Consider the following 15,902-nt stretch of genomic DNA (forward strand, 5'->3'; position numbering starts at 1 on the left):
GGCGGCTCGCCGTGGTATAATCCTCATATACCTTACTATCTATGCGGGTCGGAGTAAAGATGCAGGAGAAAAAATTTTTATCAACGCTTAAACCTATATTTGCCTCTTTACCGGATGTCGTTGCCGTATATTTATTTGGCTCATATTTAAACGAGCCTGAGCGGGCGCGGGATGTGGACCTGGCAATTCTTCTCAAAACAACGGAAAGTAGGATAACATACTACTATATGCATCTTTATTCAAAGCTGGGAGAAATTTTTTCGCCTCTTGAAGTGGATCTGCTCTTTTTAAATTGCGCGCCCGTGCCTATAGCTTTTGAAGTGATTAATACCGGCGAGGTTATTTATTGTACTGATGAGGAGCGCCGGACAGACTTTGAATACGTTATTTCCGGTTTATATCTTGACTATAATTACCATCTACACCAGGGCAGGCGGGAATTATATGAAGCAATAAGGGAGGCTTCATCCCTTGTTCAATGAGGAACTAATAGCCGCAAGGCTGGATATTATTCATAGCGCTATAAGAAGGTTGCAGCTCCTGGCACGCATGCCACGGGAACAATTCCTGCAAGATGACCTGCAAAACCGCCTGGGGGACTTTACGCTGTTCTGTCAACATATTGTGAATTACCTGGAGAGGCGCTAACAAACCCGAACCTTATCGGAACCCAGCGATAGGAGCGCCTGTTTACCGCCCTATTCTATAGTTCCAAGGCATTAGCGTTGCCAAAAAGAATAGTCCCTTCATCTCTCTATGTTCCATTACCCCTCGTAGCTAGAACTTATAAAATGTTATCCAATGCAGGCTGGTTAAGCGATATTTCCCAGTCGTCAAAGCTGCCAATGTAATCGCCAGCATATTTTTGCTGGACCAAAATCCAAACCTGGAGAGCTGATAATACGTCTTCGAAAAATGGAGAGAGTAATAAAGGCCTTGAGTCCCGATGCGTTTGTCAATACAAAAGTGATCTTACTATGGCAAAGTAAATATATGAGTCACTTGTGATAAATTAAAAGTGATCCACTCTAGGTGGAAACGCTGAGAATAAAGGATGCTCCCTGCCCCTTCCCCAGGGAAGGAGCAGGGAAGGCAAACAACGAACATAGCTTTATGGCGCTGTTTCAGGCTATAGGATTCGGCGTTCATATTCAAGATGTGGGACTTAAAGGTAACCCGGTCTACCAGGGCTGCCGCCAATATGCGGTCGCCGAAGATTTCCTCCCATTTATAGAAGTCAAGGTTAGTGTTAATTATTACACTGTCACACTCATTTCTTTCAGAGATAACTTGAAAGAGAAATTCTGCCCCCTGACGGGGAAGGGAGATATAAGAGATAGCTCGTCTACGATTAACAGGTTAACCCAGGAGAGTTCTTTCGGCCCAAAAGTTCCTTTGGCCAGGCCATTTACTATTGCCTGGGTCAGTGGGATAAACTCGTAGCATTTCTAGCAAGACGGGCGTCTGGAACTCTACAACAACCGCAGCGAACGCTCCTTCAGTTGTTTTCCAATACTCCACGGGTGCTAAAGCCAGCGCCATTACCTAAAGCATCACAGAAACGGTCAAAGAAAATAGGTTAAAATCCCTTCCACTATCTCATTCACCTCTTTGAAAAACTTCCTAACCTAGACCTCCAGGTTAGCCACAAAAATGCCCTGGCTCAACTCCTGCCGTGGTCGGAAACTTTGCCTCCTATTTGCCGGAAGAATAATTAAGCTTGTTTTAGTCCCCACCTCGGAGATAGATGGGGGTTATTTTACGCTTACCTATGTTCTCATTACTCAAGTCGCGGATGGACCATAAAGGTGTCTATCGGAAAATAGTAAGGGAGGTACTGGTTGGTGAAGCTGATTATCTGAACGACGTAACTTATGACCCTTTAGTTCTCTAAGCTGTTTAATACTAGTAATATGTGAATGGGGATTACTACCCCTACTATGGTTGTATATACCATTAATGTGATATATTACATCAATCAACTACCTCATAGTGCTTTGCAATAGGTTAAAGATTTTTATGCAACGCTAGTGGCTCTCTCGATTTGTGATATGAGATTCTTATATGGCTCGTAATTTAATGCAGGCCTGGGATCAAAGTCTATATATAGTTCAATGAAACCTTCACCATATTGCCTTGCACTTCTTGCCTCAAGTAGCCTGGTAATAATCCGCTTCTGGGAGATGAATTTGTTCAATGCTCGAATGACCACATCTTCCGCGGCATTAGGTGCTTTTATTGCCCTGTTAGCTCTCATGAGGGTATTTGCTCCCGAAATTAGTGCATCCTCTGGTGAAAAGTCACTCCAAACAGCATATTCAAGAAAAGAGCGAATAGGTGAAGGCCTCCCCCAATCAACAATAACTTCATCCCCAACCTGAGGGCCATCAAAGGCTCCTATTCTGCCGACTACTTCGTGATCAATATGTTCCCGGTACCTGTTGGGAATTACAAGTCTTGTTGCTTGAATTCTTCTAAGATACTTTAGCGTCTGCGCGAAAGTCCCTTCTCCCCCCCACGGTAAGAGCCAGCCCATGTAGGGTGATATGCTAAAATCAGGATAGTCAAGCCTTATCACATTTTCGTAAGCGTCAAACCCAACCCACCTAGCACCAAAGCAACATTTATAGGATAATCTCCCTCAAGAACATCAATGGAGGGGGATTTTTTATGACCAAAGCCGAACGGCAAGCACTATGGGAAACCCGGATAGCTGAATACAAGAAGAGTGGGCAGAGCGTAAAAGAATGGTGCTCCTCCCATGAGGACGTTAACCCCAAGCAATTATGGTACTGGCTGCGGAAGTATAAAAACCAGGATGCGGTTTCCCCGGGAAACTCAAACCGGTGGTTGCCGGTAAAAATAACCGAGCAGGCTTCTATAGAACAGGGCCACGCTTTACTGGTTAATGTAGGACCGGTCAGCATCGAAGTAAAGCCCGGCTTTGATCCCGCCTTGCTTTCTCAGGTGGTTAAGGCGCTGGTGGCTTTATGCTAAACGAAACAGGCATCGACCGGGTTTATCTCGCCTGCGGTGCAACGGATCTGCGCAAGTCCATTGACGGCCTGGCGGTGCTGGTCAAGGAAGGGTTTGAACTGGACCCCTTCTCTTCTTGCCTTTTCGTTTTCTGTAACCGCAATAGGGATAAACTAAAGATCCTCCACTGGGAGCACAACGGTTTCTGGCTTTATTACCGCCGGCTGGAGAAGGGCAAATTCCTATGGCCTCAAGATACCACTTCGGCAACCATCACCATAAGCCGTCGGGAGCTGCGCTGGCTGCTTGACGGCCTCCCCTTAAAACAGCCCCAAGCCCATCCCGAGGTAAAAGCGCGCACCATCTTGTAATATAAAGTACCAGAAAGAAATATTTTCTGTTTATGGTTGATTCTAGAGGAATTCGAAGCGATTCGTCGAATCATTAATGCATGAACACTTCTCAATCTATCGCTGCCATGACTATAGAAGAGCTGCAAGAGCGCTGTGTTCAGCTGGAACGGGAGAATGCCGAACTAACCGCCAAGCTAAACTGGTTTATGGAGCAGTTTCGTTTAAGCAAGAAGCGGCAATTCGGTGTTTCCAGCGAACGGACCAAGCCTTTAGAAGAGCAGCTTTTACTTTTTAACGAAGCGGAAGCGGAAGCCCGGCCGGAGGCACCTGAGCCGGATTTGGAAACCATCACCTACCAGCGCCGCAAAAAACACAGCCGCCGGGATATGAACCTGGAAGAACTGCCGGTAGAAGTAATAGAGCACCGCCTGCCGGAAGAAGAGCGGGTCTGCCCGTGTTGCGGCGGCCCTTTGCATGAAATGAGCACCGAGGTGCGGCAGGAACTCAAAGTAATCCCCGCCCAGGTGAAAGTGGTCAAACATGTGCGCTACGTCTATTCCTGCCGCCGCTGCGAGAAGGAGGAGATAAGTACTCCCGTTATCACGGCACCCATGCCTGCTCCTGTACTTCCCGGCAGCCCCCTATCTCCCTCCCTCCTGGCCTACATCATGACCCAGAAATACGGGGCAGGCCTACCCCTCTACCGCCAGGAGCAGCAGTTTAAAGGTTTGGGGATAGACCTTTCCCGGCAGACAATGGCCAACTGGGTGCTCCATGGAGCCAACACCTGGCTAACCCATATTTATGACCGCCTCCATGAATACCTGCTTAAAAGAGATATCCTCCATGCCGACGAGACCACCTTACAGGTGCTGCAGGAACCCGGGAGGGAAGCTACCACCAAATCATATCTTTGGCTTTACCGTACCGGGCGGGACGGACCCCCCATCATCCTTTACGACTACCAGACCACCCGGGCCGGCAAACACCCCCGCCGCTTCCTGTCAGGTTTTAAGGGTTATTTGCACGTTGACGGCTATGCCGGCTACAATGAACTTCCAGATGTCACCCTGGTCGGCTGCTGGGCCCATGCCCGGCGCAAGTTCGATGAGGCGCTCAAGGCCCTGCCGGAGGCGAAACGTTCGGCAGCCGTGGCTGCCAGGGAGGGGCTGGAGTACTGCAACCAGCTTTTTGCCATAGAGCGTGACCTGAAAGAAGTTCCACCAGAGGAACGATATCAAATCCGCCAGGTGCGCAGCCGGCCCATGCTGGACGCCTTTTTGGCGTGGCTAAAAAAACAGAAAGCGCAGGTGCTGCCCAAAAGCTCCTTTGGGCAGGCGATTTACTATTGTCTTAGCCAATGGGATAAACTAACCGCTTTTTTACAAGACGGGCGCTTGGAACTCGATAACAACCGGAGTGAACGTTCCATCAAGCCCTTCGTCATCGGCCGCAAGAACTGGTTGTTTGCCAACACCCCGCGGGGTGCCAAAGCCAGCGCCATTACCTATAGCATCATAGAAACGGCAAAAGAAAACGAGTTAAATCCCTTCCAGTACCTTATTTACCTCTTTGAAAAATTACCCAACCTGGACCTCCAGGATAAAGATGCCCTGGATCAACTCCTGCCTTGGTCGGAAACTTTGCCTCCTGTTTGCCGTATGCATAGTTAAGCTTGTTTTTGCCCCCACCTCGGTGATAGGTGGGGGCTATTTTACGCTTACACATTTTCGTCACTCAATCCAAGAATTGCATAGGCGGCCTTAGTTTCCTCTTTTCTCTTTTCAACGATTACCTCCCGTTCCTCAGGGTTGCTGTATCCGGCGTTCCCATTACAGAAAATAAGAACAAAAGGTTCTCCGCCGTTTACCACAACAGATTGGAGAAGGTATCCCGCCCCAAGAATTGCATCATCATCATGCGGGGAAAAGACTACAACCTTTTCTTTGCCGGCCTCCCATCCTGGAAAAAGGACCTCAATATTCTGGGATTTTATGCGTTTCCTGAAATCATAGTAGGAAAAATCCATTTGTCTTTACCTCCTGTTCTATAAAATGTTATCGAGTAGAATATGCCGCGAATTATACCTTACGTGCTAACCTTACCCCTACCGCCTTACATGCTTTACTCTCATCAATACATCAGCAGCATATACTCTTCTTTATTATTTCTTCAAGTATGTCTTCATCTTTTACTTCGATTTCATTCTTATAATTTTTAGCTACATCTTCGATTAATTCCCACTCTTCAACATGGCTTACAGTAGCCTCTGGCTCTAAAAGAGTCAAAGGTGATAAACTTTCCATTTCCAATATATAGTTATTTATGTAGGTTTCGTATGAAACGCTATAATCAGGATATTTAGCATCAACCTGGTGGTTGAAACGCTTTATAAACAAGTTTCCATGGTTTAAATAAGCAGCCCAGCCATCTTGATTGGCAATACCAAACTTAAAAGGATTACTTATCTCAGGGTCTTGCTTCAGCAAAATATATCTTTCGCCCCAGTAAACCCGCGGATCGTTCATTCTGGAATAAGGCCAGAGAGCTATGACGCGATTGGGTAAGAGACCCGTATACTGCCGCGGCTGGGGTACAATTTCTAAGCCACCGGGAGCCATCACCGTCAGCGCCCAGGCCGCCAGTTCAACTGGCCAAGCGTTTTTGTTGGTAAGATGATGGGCAATCTTTACCTTGCTTGAAGATTCCACCAGGAAAATTTCCATCTCTTTCTTAATCTGTACCCATGGCTCTACCTTTTGTGAAACCTTAACACCACCTTCTACCTCTGAGCACTCCACAGGCTCATTATCGGGGTAGTAACTGCGCGGGTAAACTTCCGGGCTGTGCCACAGACGATGGCCGCCCATAAGTCGCCATTCCTCTTTTCCTACGGGCAGAGTTATAGGCGCTTCCTCGCAAAACTCATTTTCTCTACCGATAAAACCATAACGGACCACACGAGGGCCAGTATCAATAGTAATTATAAGATCTACGATACCGTTGGTAAGCTCAAGACACTTGCCGTATATGTTATGCTTTATTTCTTTAACATTAATACTAACCATATATTAAGGCCCTCCTGATTGGTTATACCATATAGTCATTTTTATGGGCCAACGTTATATCCTAACGTTGGCCCATAATTTAATATTTACCATATTCTTCTAATGCCTCAAGCATGGCAATAAAATTTTCTGGTGGCACGTCCGGTTGAATATTATGGACGGTATTAAATACGAACCCTCCTCCGGGAGCGAGAATTTCAATTTGCCTTCTCACCGAATCCTTTACCTGTTGGGGAGTACCATGAGGTAAGATGTTCTGCGTATCTACTCCTCCTCCCCAAAAGACTATATCATTACCAAACTCTCGCTTTAATTTTGATGCCTCCATATTTTTAGCTGTAAATTGAACCGGGTTTAAAATGTCTACCCCTACTTCAATAAGATCAGGAATTAATTCGTAAATGGCTCCGCAACAATGTATGAAAACTGCCGCCTTGGTCTTACTATGAATAAACCCAAATAACTCTTTGTGGCGTGGTTTAATAAACTTACGGTACATTTCAGGAGAAATAAGCAAGCTATTCTGAGTACCTAGATCGTCGGCCTCTTGAACAACCTGGATTAAGTCTCCCACCTCCTCCAAAACCCGCGACCAGTATCTCATTTTTATTTCTAACGCTTTATCGAGTATCTTGCTTATTAATTCAGGCCGGAGCACCAGGTCCATATAAAAGTTTTCAAAGCCCCTTAACCAGGCACCCAATTCCATTATCCCGGCTGAGATACTCGACATTACAATAGCATAACCTTGCTCATAAAGTTTCAATGCCCGCTCCCGCAATCCAAGATAGCGATTTTCGTCATCAGGGTCAGGGAAAGTATAATTGTCTATATCCCTGACATCTTCGACATCCGCCAGGGGATTCTTATACATATCAAAATATAATCCATGGCCAAGAGGCATTCGCCATACAATACCCCATTCATCGGTAAAGTAGCGATAATGATCGTCTTCCTCAAAGTGCAGCTGCCATTTAGAGGAGCTTTTCGGTGACAGGTTGCGGGTATCAACGTTAATTTTTTGCAGAAAACGTTCGCTAGGGGCCGCCAATTGTTGTACGACATCAAAAATAGGAATCTCTTCTTCTCTCATTCCCATGTGCTCAAGAACATTTTGATAGGCTATTTTATGAATGCCAGTTATCAATGAAGCCCCTAAATCAAAAGGCACCCGGTCTGGCTCTTCATGGTTGAGGGCCTTAACTAAACGTTCTCTTGAATTCATTTTGTTATACCTCCCATAGGGAACAGGTACTGCCGCCATACATCAACGGTATAATGCGGCAGTACCAAATTTATAAAGTTACTTTACTTTACTTTTCAGGGCCTACTAACTCATTAACATTGTCTGGCGTTAATACATCAAGTTTAACAGGTATAAAATCTTTCTCCGGCTTTTGTCCAGCAACTATATAGTTGTAAAGATAAACTAGAGAATCAAAGCCTTGTCCGAATGGATCCTGATTAATTGCTGCTGCAATTTCTCCTGAGCGTACATATTTTACGTTTTCAGGAATCCAGTCATAACATACAACTTTAACCTGTCCAGTTTTACCCAAATCTTTAATAGCTTTAGCTGCTCCAAAAGGACCTCCTGCTGTTACATATATTACTTTCAAATCAGGATGAGCAGTAAGCATATCTTTAGTTAAGCTATAGGCAACTTCTGCTTTGTCACGATTTTCATAGACCCCAATTACTTGAATACCTTTGACTGATTTCAGATAATCAAGAGCACCATTCTTTCTCTGTTCATGTTGAGTTGCACCAAGAAAACCTGTAATTACACCGACTTTCCCTTCTCCGCCAGTAAGTTTCTCAATAGTTTGCCCTGCAAGCGTACCGGCAGCATAGGCATCTTGACCTATAAAAGCTAAACGTTTGCTAGGTTTAGAACCTTCGGCAATAAAGTTAATTACGGGAATACCACTATCGACTGCTTTATTAATAATAGTTTCTGTACCATCAAAAATTGGGACCACAGCAATTCCATCATATTTCTTTGCTATTGCAGTTTCCATTGCGGCAATTACCTTTTCTGCTTTTAATTCCTCACCCATTACAATATAACCCACATTCCGCACCTTTGGATATAATTACCAATGTTTACTTGGAGCACTAAAAAATACTCCTACCCACCACCGCGGGGTGGGAAAAGGTAAATTTCCTTGCCGAAACCAGCAAGTTCAAGGGCTCTAATCACCTCCGACCCGTGATAGTTGATTAACGCCCGGTCCGAACCCTGTTTAACTACCAGGAGATAATCAAACATCTCCAGGAGTGCCCGTGCTGTAGGGTTAGTACTCTTACGTTTCCCCGGCAGGATTAAGGGGGACTCCTCTTGCTCCAGATTTTTTCTTACCCGATACTCCAGGTAAGCTGCCACCAGAAGGGCTAGCTGGAAAACAAACGACATGGCTTCTACCCGGTTCTTGTTCTTAAGGAAGATGGGCCCCAGGAGGACCGGCTGTTTTAAGAAACGGAACTGCCTCTCAACAGCGTTCTGTTCCTTATACTCCTTGAGCACCGCCCGGTCGGGGTAAGCTTTGGTATCCATGAGATTGGTAATGAGGACAAAGGTGGAAGCCAGGTCTTTTTCATGGGCCATTGCTTCCCGGTCTTCCTCTATTCTAATATGGGCATGGTAAACGACTGTGTTCTGGGGCTGCTCTCCTTTTTTGGGCCGCCCACGTCGGACGTAGCTGCTCGCTATTTCTTCATCAACTGTGCCCTTTAGGATGAAAGGTTGGTGGCGGTATTCCCTCAAGAAGAGTTCTATGGCTTTTTTGGCGTCGGCCTCACAGGCGAAAGGGCGCCGGGAAAGAGCTTGGGCGGCCTTTTCCAGAACTTCTCTTTGCTTGGCCCACTTTTTCAAGAGACTATTCTCTTTGCGTTTATCCAGGGTTGTGGAGTGGACCACGATTAAACGAAAGTCATGGCCGCCTATTTCCCGGACAAAGCTCTGGCTTTTATAGTAGGCAGCATCTTTCTTTGAACTCAGTTTTCCGATCTCCTGCCAGGTGCCGGTTCGGAAGGCTTCGGCCTTAATCTCTTCGTTAAGGCCGAAGTTCTCCGGTAACAGGGAGATAAACTGGAGGGCGGGTTTGTTATCTTCCTCCTGCATCAAAAGAGCCAGGTTATCCTTAGTTACCAGGGCGCAGTCCGCCACGAAAATGACCTCTTTAAGCTTTGCCGGGCTCAATGTTTGGACCAATTCTTCAATAACCTCAGGGTACCAGGATTTATCACTGGTATTGCCGCCCAGACTTTGACCCAAAATGGGTAACCCATCTTTGTTTACGGTCAAGCCGATGAGAAACTGCTTGAGGTCAGGACGATGATCCTTGCTAAAACCGAAAGTTATATCTAAATCTCCTTCGCCCTCATAGGCGCCCTGTACGGAAATGGAGGTGGTATCCACATGGATGCCTGTAATGGGCACGTTGTGGGTAGCGGCGGCAGTTAAAGCAATGCTGGAGAACAACTTCTTCAGCTGGCCGCTGGCGAAGAGTTTATCCAGGGCCCGGCCCAGGGCATCATCGTTAAAATCTCTAGGCCGGACCTGTTGCTCAGCTCCAAACAAAACCTCCAGGTCCTGGTTCTCATAAAAGCGCTCCACATGATAGAGGGCCTCTCGGTCTACCAGGAGATTAATGATCAGCGCCTTAACCCGATTTCCCGGGGAAAGATGGCACTGGACCGGGTCCCATTCGACTACGGCATCAATGATTTCTGCTATCTTCAGAACGTCACATAACCTGGCGATAAGGGCTGCGGGACCGGCCCGGAAGAAGCGCATATTATCGATGGCTACAGGCATCGAACATTCCTCCAGAATTCTCTTAGAGGAATGATTCGATACTCAATTAGAAATTCCTGGTTAGAAGATTCTCTCTACTTTTATTTCCTTCTGCACCCTGTAAAAATTATTTTTGGGTTGCTCACAGGGTGCGGAAGATGGGATATAATCAACAGTAGTATTAAAGTTTTTCAAGTAATCTTTAGCTGCTAAAGCACCATCCCTTACCGGATACCAGAAGGGATTATTTTGGAATGATAAGAATGCTAGACGTAAAGGTTTGGAAGGGAGTTTATTAACAGCTTTAACATGTCCGCCTTTTGGAAGTGGTATGTCTGGTACTTTCTGAGTTTCAGCCTGTTGATTTTGAACTTGATTCTTCTCTGTTTGCTGGCTACTTTTCTGGCCTCCACACCCACTTAATAGAGAAAGTATCACTATACTTGTCAATAAAATTGTCATCCACTTTTTGAACATTGTTTTTATCTCCTCCTTTTTAGATAGATAGATTATGCAACATGACCTGCTTGACCTGTTGCTAACAACATTACTTTTTCTTGTGTAGCTTCACTCCTTTCAAGTTCCCCTACTATACGACCTTGTCGCATAACCAGAATTCGATTGCTTAACATCATAATTTCTGGTAACTCTGATGAAATGAGGATCACTCCCACCCCCTTTTCGGCTAACGATTTAATTAGCTGATATATTTCTTGCTTTGCTCCTACATCAATTCCCCGAGTGGGTTCATCAAGAATTAAAATTTTAGGATTACATAGAAGCCATCTCGCAATTATTGCCTTTTGTTGATTGCCACCACTTAAATATTGAATTTGTTGTTTGACCGAATGCAGACGAATATTTAACCGTTTTACATATTCACTACACCAGATTTCTTCTTCTTTCTTATTGATAAAGCCAAGTTTATTATTTTTTTCAGCAGCAGCAATAACTATATTATCTTTGACGGCCATAGTTAAAAATAAGGCTTGCAACTTTCTATCTTCTGGAATAAAAGCAATCCCTTCTTTAATAGCATCTCTTGGAGATCTAATAGAAACTTTATTTCCATTTATAGTAATTAATCCTTTTACGTCAGATTCAATTCCAAATAATGCTAAAGCCAAATCACTACGACCTGAGCCAACCAATCCAGCAATACCTAATATCTCTCCTTTCCTCAAAGAAAAGTTTATATTATTAAATTTTCCTTTTTTTGTTAAGCCCTTGACTTCCAATAAGTTTTCATTTTGGGGCTGCGAATAATATATCTTCTCTTCATCCATTTTTCTACCAACCATCATAGCCACTATATCAGCTGGTGTTACATTTTTTGGTGTTACAGTTGCGATACAGTTGCCATCACGTAACACTGTAATACGATCAGCTATAGCAAAGACCTCTTCTAAGCGATGGGAAATATATATAATAGTTATACCTTGATTTTTTAACTTACTTACTAAATTTAATAGGTTTTGTGTTTCACTTAGTGATAATGAAGATGTCGGTTCATCCATAATTAAAATCTTAGCTTTAAATGATAAGGCTTTAGCAATTTCTATCAATTGTCTTTGTGAAGCACTTAAGTTGTTAATTTTCTCACAGGGGTCTATTCCCTGTAATCCTACTTGCTGAAGTAATTCAGTCGTTTTTTGACTCATTTTCCTTGAATTAACAAAACCTAATTTCTTTTTGGGCAAATGACCCATAAAGATATTTTCCGCTACTGTTAAACCTTCCGCTAAAGATAATTCCTGATGGATCATAGCAATCCCAGCAAGTTGAGCATCTCTTGGGCACTTAAATTCTACTGTTTGCCCTTCCAGAAGAATAGTACCTTCATCTGGTCGAAATACACCAGATAAAATTTTCATTAACGTTGATTTTCCTGCTCCATTTTCCCCCACAAGAGCATGAACTTCGCCTTCTAAACAGTCAAAACTCACCCTATTAAGTGCTTTAACCCCCGGAAACCTTTTTGTTATATCCTGGAGTTTTAATCTAATCTTTAAATCAATCTTTTCATCCATAAAATATACCTTCTCTCCATAGTTATTTTTTTCGTAATTGGTCTAAGCCAACAGCAGCTACAATTACAATACCTATAGTTACAATTTGCCAATAGGCCGAAATTCCAAGTAAAACAAATCCATTACGTAATACGCCCATTAAGGCTGCACCTATTAATACACCAAATATTGAACCTTGTCCTCCAGCTAAACTGGCACCTCCGATAACTACTGCAGCAATTACATCAAGCTCATATCCAGTTCCGGAAGTAGGATCTGCACTGAGCAAATTACCAGCTAAGATGATACCCGATAAAGCCGCTAATATACCCATCAGTGTAAAAACAATCAATCTAAGTTTTTCTACTGCAATGCCTGATAGCTCTGCAGCCTTTTCATTATTACCAATAGCAAATATGTTTCTCCCCATAATTGTTTTAGTAGCAAAAATATGCCCAAGCCCTATAATCAAAAACATAACAATAACGGATACAGGAACACTTCTTATATAACCATTACCTAAAAATGCTATTGGGGATTCAAACGATATTGGCATACCACCTGTAATAAGTAACGTTATCCCTCTTGCTACACTCAACATACCTAAAGTCACTATAAATGAATTAATCTTCGCTTTTGTAACTAATATGCCGTTTATAAAGCCCCCTAACCCTCCAACTGCTAAACCCAGAACAGCCGCTAAGAATGGATTAACTCCAATCATAGTAAAATATGCTGTCATGACTCCACCCAAGCCTAATAAAGAACCTACGGATAGATCAATTGCCCCACTAATTATAATGAAAGCTTCTCCCACAGCTAAAATTCCAACCACAGAAATCTGGCGTAAAACATTTAATATGTTATCTTTTTGTAGAAAAAATGGACTGGCTATTGATAAAGCAATACATAATACTACGAGAGCAATTAGAATACCTACTTCTTGAAAGGAAGAAATTTTAACTTTAGATTTGCTTCTGCTGATGATATTATTGTCCATATAATTAACCCCTTTAATATCATTTTTGGTATTATTATCTTCTCAAAATAATTTTAGACCACTATCTATTCATTGTTAGTGTCACACTAATGCATTATAAATCTACTTCGCACCGCAAGATTCCCTGATAACCAGGCTCGTCTTAAACTCGGTTACTGTGGGCTGCATCTCTTTATTCTCGATCTGCTGGATCAGGGACCAGGCAGCCATGGAGCCGATCTCGTACCGCGGCTGGTGGATGGTGGTCAGGGGCGGCGTTACCAGGGACGCCAGCTCAATATCGTCATAACCCACCACAGCCAGGTCCTGGGGTACCTTTAAGCCCAGTTCGCGCGCCGCATGGATGACACCATAGGCCATCAGGTCGTTGGCAGCAAAGACAGCAGTCGGCCGCTCAGGCAGTGATAATAGTTTTTTCGCCACCGGTATGGCCCCTTCGGTGGTAAAATCGCTGTAAACTACCAGGCTTTCGTCGTAGGGCACACCAGCTTCGGCCAGGGCCTGGCGGTAGCCGGCCAGGCGTTCTTGCGACACCCGGGCATTCTTATGCCCCGCTACATGGGCAATACGGCGGTGCCCCAGGCCCAGCAGGTGCCTGGTGGCCAGGTAGCCTCCACCCCGGTTGTCGATGGCAATGAAGTTCGCCTTCAGATTATCGATCCAGTACTCTACCAGAACTATTGGAAATCTTTCTTCCACCATCTCGCGCACATAGTCTTCATTCCCTACGGTGTGACCCATCATGAGCAGGCCGTCTACCCGACCGCTGCGTAAGAAATTAACGTAGTTGTGCTTGATTTGCGGGTCCCAGCGCATGCTGGCATACACGATGCCGTAGCCAAACTTATGGGCTACATCCTCCACTCCCTGGATGATGCGGGAGAAGAAGGGATCGGTGATGTCCGACAGGATAACGCCGATGGTGTCGGTTTTTTGCTTTACCAGGCTGCGGGCCAGGGCGCTGGGACGGTAGTTAAGCTCCCGGATGGCCTCCAGCACCCGGCGCCGGGTCTCTTCGTTGACGTCGTCTTTGCCGTTGAGAACCCTGGATACTGTAGTTCGCGATACTCCGGCTCTTTTAGCAACATCAGAGATATTTGCCAACTCTTTTTCACTCCGTCATCTTGGTCAAATCGTGCATGGTGCCCCGCAGGAGGGGATACAAGGACGTATACAGGGTATAAAGGCGGTCGTAGGTGCTAGCTTCTGACGGTACCGGTTCGGCCCGGCTGGTCACCTTGATGGTAGAGCTACAGGCAGCTTCCACGGAAGGGTAAATACCCGCCCCCACCCCGGCCAGCAAGGCGGCGCCAAAGGCCGGCCCATCGGTACTGTTCACCGTGGTCACCGGGTGCTTAAAGACGCTGGCGAGAATCTGCCGCCATAAAGGACTGCGGGCGCCGCCGCCGGAAACGCGGATTTCTTCCACCTTCACCCCGGCCTGCTGTAAAAGTTCCAGGGAATCGCGCAGGCCGAAGGCCACGCCTTCCAGGACGGCACGCACCAGGTGCCCCTTCCTGTGACGCATGGTGAGGCCGATAAATCCGCCCCGGGCTGCCGGGTCGGGATGAGGCGTCCTTTCTCCCAGCAGGTAGGGCAAGAACAGCAACCCTTCGGCACCCGGACCCGCGTCAACCGCCAGGGCCGTCAACAACTCATAGGGATCCGTGCCCGTTGCCGCAGCTTCCCTGACCTCTTCGCCGCCCAGCTGGTTGCGGAACCACTGTAATGAAGCCCCGGCAGCCAGCATCACGCCCATAAGGTGCCACTTGCCGGGAACGGCATGGCAAAAGGAGTGCAGGGTACTGCCCGGTTGGATACTCGGCTTAGCGGTCATGGCGAATACCACGCCGGAGGTTCCCAGGGCCGCCGATAGAAGCCCTTCTGCGACAATGCCTGTACCTACAGCCCCGGCGGCCTGATCACCGCCGCCACCCACCACCGGCGTTCCGACCGGGAGGCCGGTGGCGGCCGCGGCTTCCGGGGTGATCTGGCCGGTCACTTCCGGCGACTCGTATACACGCGGCAGCCATTCCCGGGGGATATCCAGAGCTTCCAGCATATCCTCCGACCAGCGGCGATGGGCCACATCCAGGAGCAACGTTCCGGAAGCGTCGGATACTTCGGTGGCCAGTTCTCCCGTGAGCCGGAAACGGATGTAGTCTTTAGGAAGTAACACATGGCGGATTTGATTATAAATTTCCGGTTCGTGCTTCTTCAGCCAGACCAGCTTTGGTGCCGTAAAGCCTGGCAGGGCGGGGTTCCCCGTCCACCGGTAGAGCTTTTCTTCCCCTACTTCCTCGTACATCCAGGTGCATTCCGCTCCGGTGCGCTGGTCGCACCAGAGGATGGCCGGCCGTAAAACCTGGTAGTTGGCGCCTAAAACCACGGCCCCATGCATCTGGCCCGAAAGGCCAACGCCGGCAACCTCCCGGCCGTCAAGGCCGGTTTTAACCCAGATTTCCTGCACCGCCGCCACCACGGCCTGCCACCACTGTTCCGGGTCCTGCTCGGCCCAGCCCGGCCGGGGCTGGCTCAAAGGATACTCTACATAGGAGGAAGCCGCTACCCTGCCGCCTTCCTCCACCAGTACGGCTTTGGTACCTGACGTACCGATATCGATCCCGAGTAAATACGGCATAATCTTTTCCCTTCCTGCCAGGACTTGTTACAACCCATCTCGACGAACCTTATCCG

At 46.3% G+C, this 15,902-nt stretch carries 17 protein-coding genes and 1 pseudogene; 6 read left to right on the top strand and 12 right to left on the bottom strand.

Features of this window, described 5'->3' with window-relative positions; all coding sequences use genetic code 11:
• Window positions 1–59: 59 nt before the first annotated feature.
• A complete protein-coding gene (gene mntA / locus MCACP_RS11075; protein ID WP_062284302.1) occupies window positions 60–482 on the top strand; it encodes a type VII toxin-antitoxin system MntA family adenylyltransferase antitoxin in 423 nt (140 codons plus the stop codon).
• On the top strand, window positions 472–648 hold the full coding sequence (locus MCACP_RS11080) for a hypothetical protein (RefSeq protein WP_406676818.1): 177 nt from the start codon (window positions 472–474) through the stop codon (window positions 646–648). Before mntA ends, MCACP_RS11080 begins: the two co-directional genes overlap by 11 nt.
• A gap of 327 nt (window positions 649–975) precedes the next feature.
• Here the strand turns inward: MCACP_RS11080 and MCACP_RS11085 are convergent, their stop codons facing one another.
• Complete coding sequence (locus tag MCACP_RS11085; RefSeq protein WP_406678743.1) at window positions 976–1,338, bottom strand: ATP-binding protein; 363 nt, start codon at window positions 1,336–1,338, stop codon at window positions 976–978.
• 44 nt (window positions 1,339–1,382) lie between these two features.
• Here MCACP_RS11085 and MCACP_RS11090 point away from each other — a divergent pair.
• A pseudogene (locus tag MCACP_RS11090) lies at window positions 1,383–1,718 on the top strand (transposase domain-containing protein); the annotation flags it as partial.
• A gap of 299 nt (window positions 1,719–2,017) precedes the next feature.
• Here MCACP_RS11090 and MCACP_RS11095 read toward each other — a convergent pair.
• A complete protein-coding gene (locus tag MCACP_RS11095) occupies window positions 2,018–2,578 on the bottom strand; it encodes a hypothetical protein (RefSeq protein ID WP_406676819.1) in 561 nt (186 codons plus the stop codon).
• Between the two features lie 92 nt (window positions 2,579–2,670).
• On the opposite strand from MCACP_RS11095, the gene tnpA reads away from it, so the two are divergent.
• The 3 genes from tnpA to tnpC all read left to right on the top strand — a co-directional run bounded on the left by tnpA (window position 2,671) and on the right by tnpC (window position 5,002).
• Window positions 2,671–2,997: an IS66 family insertion sequence element accessory protein TnpA gene (tnpA, locus tag MCACP_RS11100; protein ID WP_406676604.1), complete on the top strand. Its 327-nt coding sequence runs from the start codon at window positions 2,671–2,673 to the stop codon at window positions 2,995–2,997.
• A complete protein-coding gene (gene tnpB / locus MCACP_RS11105) occupies window positions 2,991–3,347 on the top strand; it encodes an IS66 family insertion sequence element accessory protein TnpB (protein WP_406676603.1) in 357 nt (118 codons plus the stop codon). The genes tnpA and tnpB overlap by 7 nt, the downstream gene beginning before the upstream one ends.
• Before the next feature lie 80 nt (window positions 3,348–3,427).
• Window positions 3,428–5,002 carry an IS66 family transposase gene (tnpC, locus tag MCACP_RS11110; protein WP_406676602.1) on the top strand — a complete coding sequence of 525 codons (1,575 nt, stop codon included), beginning with the start codon at window positions 3,428–3,430 and terminating at the stop codon, window positions 5,000–5,002.
• A 47-nt stretch (window positions 5,003–5,049) separates the two neighbouring features.
• Here tnpC and MCACP_RS11115 read toward each other — a convergent pair whose 3' ends face one another.
• The 10 genes from MCACP_RS11115 to xylB all read right to left on the bottom strand — a co-directional run bounded on the left by MCACP_RS11115 (window position 5,050) and on the right by xylB (window position 15,846).
• Window positions 5,050–5,358: a PIG-L deacetylase family protein gene (locus tag MCACP_RS11115; RefSeq protein ID WP_406676820.1), complete on the bottom strand. Its 309-nt coding sequence runs from the start codon at window positions 5,356–5,358 to the stop codon at window positions 5,050–5,052.
• A 112-nt stretch (window positions 5,359–5,470) separates the two neighbouring features.
• Window positions 5,471–6,397, bottom strand: a complete 927-nt coding sequence (locus MCACP_RS11120; protein ID WP_406676821.1) for a hypothetical protein — start codon at window positions 6,395–6,397, stop codon at window positions 5,471–5,473.
• Window positions 6,398–6,476: 79 nt separating this feature from the next.
• Window positions 6,477–7,622, bottom strand: coding sequence for a uroporphyrinogen decarboxylase family protein (locus MCACP_RS11125; RefSeq protein WP_406676822.1), 1,146 nt, complete (start codon window positions 7,620–7,622; stop codon window positions 6,477–6,479).
• An 88-nt stretch (window positions 7,623–7,710) separates the two neighbouring features.
• The gene (locus tag MCACP_RS11130; protein ID WP_406676823.1) at window positions 7,711–8,457 is read right to left on the bottom strand and encodes a sugar ABC transporter substrate-binding protein; all 747 of its coding nucleotides are present in this window, start codon (window positions 8,455–8,457) and stop codon (window positions 7,711–7,713) included.
• 71 nt (window positions 8,458–8,528) lie between these two features.
• Window positions 8,529–10,217, bottom strand: a complete 1,689-nt coding sequence (locus MCACP_RS11135; protein ID WP_406676824.1) for an IS1634 family transposase — start codon at window positions 10,215–10,217, stop codon at window positions 8,529–8,531.
• A gap of 60 nt (window positions 10,218–10,277) precedes the next feature.
• Window positions 10,278–10,673: a hypothetical protein gene (locus MCACP_RS11140; protein ID WP_406676825.1), complete on the bottom strand. Its 396-nt coding sequence runs from the start codon at window positions 10,671–10,673 to the stop codon at window positions 10,278–10,280.
• A 32-nt stretch (window positions 10,674–10,705) separates the two neighbouring features.
• Window positions 10,706–12,226 carry a sugar ABC transporter ATP-binding protein gene (locus tag MCACP_RS11145; RefSeq protein ID WP_406676827.1) on the bottom strand — a complete coding sequence of 507 codons (1,521 nt, stop codon included), beginning with the start codon at window positions 12,224–12,226 and terminating at the stop codon, window positions 10,706–10,708.
• 22 nt (window positions 12,227–12,248) lie between these two features.
• Window positions 12,249–13,205 (bottom strand): ABC transporter permease, encoded by a 957-nt coding sequence (locus MCACP_RS11150; protein ID WP_406676828.1) that lies wholly within the window; start codon window positions 13,203–13,205, stop codon window positions 12,249–12,251.
• A gap of 102 nt (window positions 13,206–13,307) precedes the next feature.
• A complete protein-coding gene (locus tag MCACP_RS11155; protein ID WP_406676829.1) occupies window positions 13,308–14,309 on the bottom strand; it encodes a LacI family DNA-binding transcriptional regulator in 1,002 nt (333 codons plus the stop codon).
• A gap of 7 nt (window positions 14,310–14,316) precedes the next feature.
• Window positions 14,317–15,846: a xylulokinase gene (gene xylB, locus MCACP_RS11160; protein WP_406676830.1), complete on the bottom strand. Its 1,530-nt coding sequence runs from the start codon at window positions 15,844–15,846 to the stop codon at window positions 14,317–14,319.
• Window positions 15,847–15,902: the final 56 nt, after the last annotated feature.

It is taken from the genome of Neomoorella carbonis (assembly GCF_045278715.1).
Classification (GTDB): domain Bacteria; phylum Bacillota; class DSM-521; order Neomoorellales; family Neomoorellaceae; genus Neomoorella; species Neomoorella carbonis.

Excerpts from the sequence above, each read along its gene's own strand:
- MCACP_RS11140 (WP_406676825.1), bottom strand. The coding sequence starts at position 10,673 with ATGTTCAAAAAGTGGATGACAATTTTATTGACAAGTATAGTGATACTT.
- MCACP_RS11135 (WP_406676824.1), bottom strand. The coding sequence starts at position 10,217 with ATGCCTGTAGCCATCGATAATATGCGCTTCTTCCGGGCCGGTCCCGCA.
- MCACP_RS11120 (WP_406676821.1), bottom strand. The coding sequence starts at position 6,397 with ATGGTTAGTATTAATGTTAAAGAAATAAAGCATAACATATACGGCAAG.
- tnpA (WP_406676604.1), top strand. The coding sequence starts at position 2,671 with ATGACCAAAGCCGAACGGCAAGCACTATGGGAAACCCGGATAGCTGAA.
- MCACP_RS11130 (WP_406676823.1), bottom strand. The coding sequence starts at position 8,457 with ATGGGTGAGGAATTAAAAGCAGAAAAGGTAATTGCCGCAATGGAAACT.
- MCACP_RS11150 (WP_406676828.1), bottom strand. The coding sequence starts at position 13,205 with ATGGACAATAATATCATCAGCAGAAGCAAATCTAAAGTTAAAATTTCT.
- tnpB (WP_406676603.1), top strand. The coding sequence starts at position 2,991 with ATGCTAAACGAAACAGGCATCGACCGGGTTTATCTCGCCTGCGGTGCA.
- tnpC (WP_406676602.1), top strand. The coding sequence starts at position 3,428 with ATGAACACTTCTCAATCTATCGCTGCCATGACTATAGAAGAGCTGCAA.
- xylB (WP_406676830.1), bottom strand. The coding sequence starts at position 15,846 with ATGCCGTATTTACTCGGGATCGATATCGGTACGTCAGGTACCAAAGCC.
- MCACP_RS11115 (WP_406676820.1), bottom strand. The coding sequence starts at position 5,358 with ATGGATTTTTCCTACTATGATTTCAGGAAACGCATAAAATCCCAGAAT.
- MCACP_RS11125 (WP_406676822.1), bottom strand. The coding sequence starts at position 7,622 with ATGAATTCAAGAGAACGTTTAGTTAAGGCCCTCAACCATGAAGAGCCA.
- mntA (WP_062284302.1), top strand. The coding sequence starts at position 60 with ATGCAGGAGAAAAAATTTTTATCAACGCTTAAACCTATATTTGCCTCT.
- MCACP_RS11145 (WP_406676827.1), bottom strand. The coding sequence starts at position 12,226 with ATGGATGAAAAGATTGATTTAAAGATTAGATTAAAACTCCAGGATATA.